Origin of the sequence: Pseudomonas sp. FSL W5-0299, from assembly GCF_005930655.1 — a bacterium.
Lineage (GTDB): Bacteria > Pseudomonadota > Gammaproteobacteria > Pseudomonadales > Pseudomonadaceae > Aquipseudomonas > Aquipseudomonas mandelii.
In genome coordinates this window covers 133,619-140,935 of the sequence record NZ_RXHX01000015.1, presented here as the reverse complement: position 1 = coordinate 140,935, position 7,317 = coordinate 133,619, and the positions used below count along the sequence as shown (strand labels likewise).

The window sequence follows — 7,317 nt, the reverse complement described above, 5'->3', positions numbered from 1 at the left end:
CCTTTTGGCTGGGCCGGCACTCCGGGCGTTTGACAAAAGGGACTCGCCGTAAGGGCGAAACCGCCAGCCGCCGTTACCGCAAAAATGGATATGCACACAACCACCAAGAACATGGTCGGCCCAAAGGCCGCCAAAAGCGACCCACCACACTCAGTGAGCCGTAACCCGCTGGCGCATCCCGGAGTTAGCGGGCGACAACGCCAACGCCAATTGCGTCCGATTATGCATATGCGTCAACCGCAACACCTGCGACACATACAACTTCACCGTGTTCTCGGTAATCCCCAACTCACAGGCAATCTGATAATTGGTCTGCCCCTTCCCCACCAACCGCGCCACATCCAGCTGCCGGGGCGACAACTGATTGAAAATCGCCGGGATCTCCACCCGATCCACATCACTGACATCAGCCCCGGAAGAATCCGCCCCCTGCGGACCACGCCGCACCTTATCCAGATCCTGATACAAATCATCGATCGACTCAGTCAGGTACTGCAGCTTCTGATTCAAATGCCCCAACTGCAGATTCTTCTGCCGATCTTGCAACGCCACCTCTTGTCGCTGAACCCCTTCGAGCAACTCATCGAGATCAATCGGCTTCTGGTAGTAATCGGCAATCCCTGCCCGCAAGGCCTTGATCACATCCTGCTTGTCCGCACGCCCAGTCAGCATGATCGCCTCGAAGGCCCGGTGCTTGCCGGACATCCGCTGCAACTCCTTCACCAGCTCAATCCCGTCCATGTCAGGCATATGCAAATCACACAGCACCAGGCCGATTTGCAGGTCTTCGCCGTAACGGGAAATGGCTTGCTTGCTCGATTCACAGGGAACGCAGCGATAGCCGCTCGCCTCCAGAAACTCGCAAAGTTCTTCAACAATCAACGCCTGATCATCAACCACGAGGACTTTTACTGCCGAGGTGAATTTGTTCACGCGCCACTCCATGCTCGGTCTACAGCTGACCGTTCCTGTACGAAAGCCACTGGCCGTACGACTATCAATCTGAAAAGTAGACGCACTTTCCGACTATGTACATAGGGGGGATGGAACAACATGACTAGCGAATCCAAAGCAGGGCCAATGAAAAACCCATCAGCACGAACGGCGCAAATGGCTGCTTTTTTGACAGCCCAGGGCCTAAATATCGAAGACGCTCCCTAACCCGTTGACTCATATGAGGCCATACTTTTGGCGCGAGCAGCAGCCAGCACACGCTGGCCAGCGCGGCCCCGACAAAGCTGCCCAGCAGATGCATTCCGTCCGTCGCCAAACCCAAGGCTGTCATTAATTTCACATCCCCGGCGCCCAATCGCCTCAGCGCGTAACCGGGCAACGTGAAGGCCAGTGCCAGAAAAGCAGCCCAGCCACCCTGCGCCCCTTCTGCCCCCAGCCAAGTGGTGTCGGTCCATAGCAGAAACGCCAACGCCAACACCCCCGCGCCAAGGGTCAACGAGTTGGCAATGTGCTTTTCACGGGCATCCTGCGCTGCGCAAAGCGTCAGCCAGATCAGTAGGACAAAAGTTTGCATTGCGTAAAAAAAGTCCCTTTTGGCTGAATGATTCTATGCTGATATTACGCAGTGACAGTCAGGGTAGACGCAGTCATGAATTCGAGCCTCCCCCGCCAGCAAAAAGGCGCCGTAGCGATTGAGTTCGCCTTGGTGTTCGTGATTTTTTTCGCTGTGTTTTACGCCATTGTCAGTTACAGCCTGCCACTGTTGCTCATGCAGTCGTTCAACCAGTCGACCGCCGAAGCGGTGCGGCGCAGCGTGGCGGTGGACCCGGGCACGCCCGGTTACGCCGCCAACGTCCAAGCCACAGCCTCAGCTGAACTGACCCGGCAACTGGCGTGGATTCCCGCCGCACTGAACTTCAATGTCGCCACCGATTCGACCATCACCTTCGTCGGCGGCATGCTCAAGGTCAACATCGATTACCCCACCACCAAACTCAACCAGGTGCTGCCGTTTCTGGTGCTGCCGGGCATCGGCGCGGTGCCTAACCTGCCGACGACCCTCTCGGCCAGTTCGAGCCTGCAATTTTGAATTCCGGGGAAAAACTCTTCGGGCGCCTGCTCAACCGCCAATCGCCACCACCTCAGGTTGCGCCGGACACCCTGAGCGTGCCGAGTGTCGGCTTGCAGGTGCACCTGGATGGCGAAGGCCGGGTGCTGCACCTGACCGGCCCATTACGCCATACGCTCGCCCCGCAACGGCTCTCCACACAGGCACCACCGCTGCTCGATTACCTGATGCCCCACAGCAGCCTGGTCATCGAAGGTATCCCCGCCGACTGGCAAGGCCAAATCCTCGACCTGGACTTTCACAGCGTCAACGGGCACCCACTGCACCTGCGCGGCTGGGTCCTTCCGCTGGCGGACAACTGGCTGTTGCAGTTGCTGGACATCAGCGATGTGTTGGTTGAACGTCGGCAATCGTGCCGCCGCGAACAGAACCAGCTTCTCGCGGCCAGGATCAGCGAACAGTTGCGCCTGTGCAGCCTCACCCGTCTGCCCGATGTGTTGCAGGAGCAGCTTCAGGTATTGGCTCAGCGCTTTCACATTCCGTGCATTGCGGTGGCGCTGCTTGATGAGCAGGAACAGGGCTGGCAAATCCATCAGTATTACGCGGCCTTCGATGCACCGATGCTGTGGCAGAACGGACAGCGCCTGGGTTCCGGGCTCGACAGCCTGAACGGTTCTTTTCCGCAACACCTGACACGTGGCGAGCACCCGCGTTTGCAAGAAACCTTCGGGCATGCCGAAGGACTTGCAGTGCCCTATTACGATGCTCACGGCGTGGCCACCTGGTTACTCTGCGGTTTTTACACCGCGCAGCAGCGGGCGCCCGAATTGAACGATGGCGACTGGTTGCAGCTCACCGCCGCCCTCGCCAGCCCCCTGCTGGAACGCTTGCGCGAGCATCGGCATCATTTGCAGCTGGAGCGCCTGGCGTCGCTGCAAGCGCTACTCGGCACCGGTTGGTGGGAAGTGTTCAGCGACAGCGCCGAAATGCAACTGGCCCCTTCGCTGGCCAGCTCGCTGAACCTGGCGAGCCCCCGCCTGACGCTCGGCGAATGGCTCGATCACGTGCACCCTGCCGACCGCGAAGAACTGCGCAGCCGACTGCACGCCCTGGAGGACGCCGGCACCCCGTTGCTGCTCTGCGTGCGCTGGCACTGTGAGCAAGCGCCCGTCTGGTATCGGCTGCAAGGCCAGGCCATTGGCATGGGTAAAAACCGCCGGCTGGTGGGCTTCATGCTCGACATCAGCGACATCAAAAACCAGGAACAGAACGCCGCCACCGCCCATGCCCGACTGGACAACCTGATCGCCAGCTCGCCGGCCGTGATTTACGTGCAGCGCTATGTTGAAGGCGCGCTCTTGCCGACGTTTTTCAGCGCCAGCCTGCTGCCGTTGCTCGGCCTGACACTCGCCGATTGCACCGCAGGAGCCTTGATAGAAAGGGTGCATCCAGAAGACCGCGAGCACTATTTCGAGCGCACCCGACGGCTGCTGCGTGAAGGCACGGTGCGCGCCCGTTACCGGTTGCGCGACAGCCGCGGCGAGTACCACTGGCTGCTTGACGAAGCCAAGGTGTTGCGCGACGACCTCGGCCTGCCGGTGGAAGCTGTCGGCTTGTGGCTGGACGTCACCGAAGCGACCCTCGCCACCGAGCAGGTGAAACAGAGTGAAGAGCGCTATCGAATCCTGGTGGAGGACTCCCCGGCGATGATCTGCCGCTATCGCCCGGACCTGACCCTGACCTTCGGCAACCGGCCGCTGGCGACGTATCTGGAATGTCAGCCCGATCAACTGCCCGGTGTGAACCTGGGCCACTGGATGTCGGACGATCAGCGCCAGGCATTCGTGCTGCGACTCAGCCAACTGACGCCGCAAGCCCCGGTCAGTACCGCCGAAATCTATCTGCAACTGCCGGGGCGGGAACACGCCTGGTGGGTCTGGTCGGACCGCGGCGTGTTCGACGCCGAGGGTCGCTTGCTGGAAGTGCAGGCAGTCGGCCGCGACAACACCGAAGTCCGCCGCTCGCAGCAGCAACTCACCCAGAGCGCGAAAATGGCCACCCTCGGCGAAATGGCCACGGGACTCGCTCACGAAATCAATCAGCCGCTGAACGTGATGCGCATGGCCATCGTCAATGTGCTCAAGCGCTTGAACAATGGCGACGTGCAGATCGATTACTTGAAAGACAAGCTCAACCGCATCGATTCACAGGTCCAGCGCGCCGCACGGGTGGTTGATCATATGCGCGTGTTTGGCCGTCGCTCGGACATCGAGCAGCAACCGTTCAACCCGGCCGACGCGATCGAAGGCACGCTGTCGCTGCTGGCCGAAGGCATGCGCGGCAAAGGGGTTGAGTTGCGCATCGGCGAGATTGGTTTTGCCGTGCAGGTCCGCGGCTTTATCGACCAGTTGGAGCAAGTGCTGATCAACCTGATGGTCAACGCCCGGGATGCACTGCTGAGCAAACGCGAAGGCGACCGTGAGTTCAATCCGTGGATTGCGCTATACGCCGAACGGGATGAGCGATGCGTGCGGATATGGGTCGAGGACAACGGTGGCGGGATAGATCCGCGGTTGATGGAGAAGATTTTCGAGCCGTTTTTCACCACTAAACCGGTGGGCATCGGCACCGGGCTGGGGTTGTCGGTGAGTTACGGCATCATCGAAAACATGGAGGGGCGGCTGAGTGTGCGTAACTCGGTGCAGGGTGCGCTGTTTTGCATTGAGTTGCCGGTGGTCCCCGTGGATCAGATCACCAGCGCCGGCCGCCCGGAGTAACAACTGAGGTTGGCACCGACCTGGATTTTCCCGACCTCGATTCCCAGGGTTTTCACAAGCGTGTCGAGCAGGTTATCCAGCAGCGGACCGAGGATTGATTCAAGTGTCGTCTTCAGCAACAAGATCACGCCATTGAGCAGTGTTTTCAATAATTCGAAGGTCGCGGCCAACAGGAAGTTGGCCGTGAATGACGGCGCGTGGACGATCAGGTTCACGTCATTGACGGTTTGCGACAATCCGGAAACCGCGTTGGTAGCGGTCAAGGTGTATGGCGGATCCGACGGGGCCAAACCGACTTTCGGCGGGTTGATGAACGTCGAGGTGGCATTGGCCGGCAGCACGGGACTGTAAATTTGCAGCTCAGCGCCACCGCCGGAAAAGGGTACGCCCGCCTTGCGGATATCGAGCAGGGTGACCGGCGTGACCGTCAGGGGCACGGACGATGAATCCCAGTCCGCATTGACCCGTCCGACACGCAATTCAGCCACGGTGGTCGTGGTGTTCACGGTCAGGCTTTTATTGATTTCGCTGGGGCAGGTGTAATCGGTGACGTAACTGTTGCCGCCACCGGCTTGCAGGCTGACGTCCAGGTTGGGGCTGGGCAACACGTACAAGTCGAGCCCGAGCAACCCGGTGACCACGGACAAAGTCCCCGTCACCGCGCCAAGCAGACCGGTGACCAATGACAAATCCAATGTCACCAGCACCCGGACTTGAGCGGTGCGCACATAGATTCGATTGGCGCCCAAGGGCGCCATTTTTGCCAGTGCGGGATTGCCCACCGCCGACCACTGCGGGGGTTCGATGACTTTGATCTTTGCGCTGGCCCCGACGCCAAGCCCCAGCAGATTCACCGGAATGGTGCCTGCCACGGCGCTCTTGCTGTTGCCGAGTTCGATAAAGGCCTGCACCAGTTGAAGCGCGTTCACGTTGGCGTTCAGGCCGGCAGACGTGGTGCCTGTCTGCATTTTCAACAGGTCCCCCAAATGCACTTTGAGCGGGCTGACGACCGCGATGGCCAAGCTGTCGAAACCGGCCTGCACGTCCGCCGTCGCCCCATTGAGTCGCGCCACCGTGGCAGCAGTCTGAAGTAACTGGCCCACGGTGGCATCAGCACCGAGCAGCCCCGTGTAATCGCCTGCCGTGACCTGCAGGTCAATGGCCAACTGGTCCATGTATTTAAGCAAGTTGATGTCGGCGCCCAACAGCCCGTTCCAACTCGCGACAGGCAGGTTGATGGACGCTCCCGCGAGCGCGGAAAGGAAGCCGTTCAACAAATTGACGTCGACCAGGGTGCTGCGAATGGTCAGTTGGGCGACCGGCGGCCCCGGCAGCCCGGCCACCGCAGTGGCGCTGAGGGTGATGGTCGAGTTGGCGGGTGCGCCCCCGAACATTGCGCCGATTCCACCGACGAGACTTTGCGGCACCCCATGGCTGACGATCACGCGGACGGCTTCGCTTTTGCTCGGGTCAACGCCGAAAACCCGAAGGTTGTTGGCGCCGACGGTCAGCGCACCACAGGCAACGGCCAGTGTGCGATCCGCGCCGGGCACGGTGAAATTATTGCGTTGGGCGCTGGCAGTGGCGTAGATGAGCGCGGTTGTACCGACGCCGCAGTCACCGCCACGGGTGGCGGCTTCGAGCGCGGCCATGTCAGCGACACGCTGCAGGTTGCGCTTTTCCAGGTAGAGCCGGCCGCTGTCGATCACCACCAGCAGGAACACCAGCGCCAATGCGAATGTCAGCGCCGCCATCAAGCCTATCGCCCCCCGTTGCCGGGACGGGCCGCAAAATTGCAAGCGTGGAGACATCATGCACTCCTTTGCCGGTGAACCGCCGGGGGGTTACCTCCATGGAAAAACAGTGTAGACAACGCTGGGCAAGGCTGCTGGCAACAAGCCACCCCACAACCGTTTGTGGGAGCGGGCATGTGTTTCAGGCTGGGTGGATGGTCAGTGCGGTGGATAGTTGGCGAGGATTCGTGCGACGGTTTCGCGTATCGCATTGCTGCGATCAGCGGGGTTCGTCGTGCGGCTGAGCAATTGCTCATCGCTGCCACGCCACACTAGTTTGCCGTCCTTGCCATCGAGCAAATCGATCTGGATGGTCGCCACTTTGTAACTGACGCTGCGGGTTTCGTTGTACATCGGCGCGCCCCAGTAGCCATTCCATGGATTACCCCAACCGCCGCCATAGTTGGTGGTCACCTGTTGCTGGCGTTCTTCGACGATCAGGTAAGTCTGGACGTCCAAATTACCCTTGCTGCCAGCGGCGGCCGGGCGCAGGCCACGCTGATCCAGTTGATCGGCCACCGATTGACGAATGCGCTGTTCGGTCAGGTCGCTCTTGATCCGTGGGTCGTCGGGGCGATATTGCAGTGCAGGTTCTTTCCAGCTCCAGGTGCGATAGGCGGCGAAGTCGCGGCTGGCATCGAAGTCATTATTGACCTGGTTGGCGGCGCAGGCACTGAGCAGCGCGGCCACAGCCAGTAAAGCGAAACGACGGATCATGATGGTT

General features: G+C 60.5%; 6 protein-coding genes. 2 read left to right on the top strand and 4 right to left on the bottom strand.

The window, feature by feature from the left end; genetic code table 11:
• Positions 1-150: 150 nt before the first annotated feature.
• Positions 151-933 carry a response regulator transcription factor gene (locus tag FHL16_RS19080; RefSeq protein ID WP_077748984.1) on the bottom strand — a complete coding sequence of 261 codons (783 nt, stop codon included), beginning with the start codon at positions 931-933 and terminating at the stop codon, positions 151-153.
• Between the two features lie 124 nt (positions 934-1,057).
• A complete protein-coding gene (locus FHL16_RS19075) occupies positions 1,058-1,528 on the bottom strand; it encodes a prepilin peptidase (RefSeq protein WP_077748982.1) in 471 nt (156 codons plus the stop codon).
• Between the two features lie 75 nt (positions 1,529-1,603).
• Here FHL16_RS19075 and FHL16_RS19070 point away from each other — a divergent pair, with 75 nt between their 5' ends.
• Together FHL16_RS19070 and FHL16_RS19065 are read left to right on the top strand one after the other, a co-directional pair.
• On the top strand, positions 1,604-2,044 hold the full coding sequence (locus tag FHL16_RS19070; protein ID WP_010463843.1) for a TadE/TadG family type IV pilus assembly protein: 441 nt from the start codon (positions 1,604-1,606) through the stop codon (positions 2,042-2,044).
• Positions 2,041-4,800, top strand: a complete 2,760-nt coding sequence (locus FHL16_RS19065) for a PAS domain-containing sensor histidine kinase (protein ID WP_077748981.1) — start codon at positions 2,041-2,043, stop codon at positions 4,798-4,800. Before FHL16_RS19070 ends, FHL16_RS19065 begins: the two co-directional genes overlap by 4 nt.
• On the opposite strand, the gene FHL16_RS19060 is transcribed toward FHL16_RS19065, so the two are convergent.
• The gene (locus FHL16_RS19060; RefSeq protein ID WP_077748980.1) at positions 4,770-6,611 is read right to left on the bottom strand and encodes a pilus assembly protein TadG-related protein; all 1,842 of its coding nucleotides are present in this window, start codon (positions 6,609-6,611) and stop codon (positions 4,770-4,772) included. The genes FHL16_RS19065 and FHL16_RS19060 overlap by 31 nt on opposite strands.
• 141 nt (positions 6,612-6,752) lie before the next feature.
• Positions 6,753-7,310 carry a DUF4136 domain-containing protein gene (locus FHL16_RS19055; protein ID WP_010463848.1) on the bottom strand — a complete coding sequence of 186 codons (558 nt, stop codon included), beginning with the start codon at positions 7,308-7,310 and terminating at the stop codon, positions 6,753-6,755.
• Between the last annotated feature and the right edge of the window lie 7 nt (positions 7,311-7,317).

What these genes read in the sequence shown, in the direction of transcription:
- FHL16_RS19075 (WP_077748982.1), bottom strand. Translation starts at nt 1,528, where the DNA reads ATGCAAACTTTTGTCCTACTGATCTGGCTGACGCTTTGCGCAGCGCAG.
- FHL16_RS19070 (WP_010463843.1), top strand. Translation starts at nt 1,604, where the DNA reads ATGAATTCGAGCCTCCCCCGCCAGCAAAAAGGCGCCGTAGCGATTGAG.
- FHL16_RS19060 (WP_077748980.1), bottom strand. Translation starts at nt 6,611, where the DNA reads ATGTCTCCACGCTTGCAATTTTGCGGCCCGTCCCGGCAACGGGGGGCG.
- FHL16_RS19055 (WP_010463848.1), bottom strand. Translation starts at nt 7,310, where the DNA reads ATGATCCGTCGTTTCGCTTTACTGGCTGTGGCCGCGCTGCTCAGTGCC.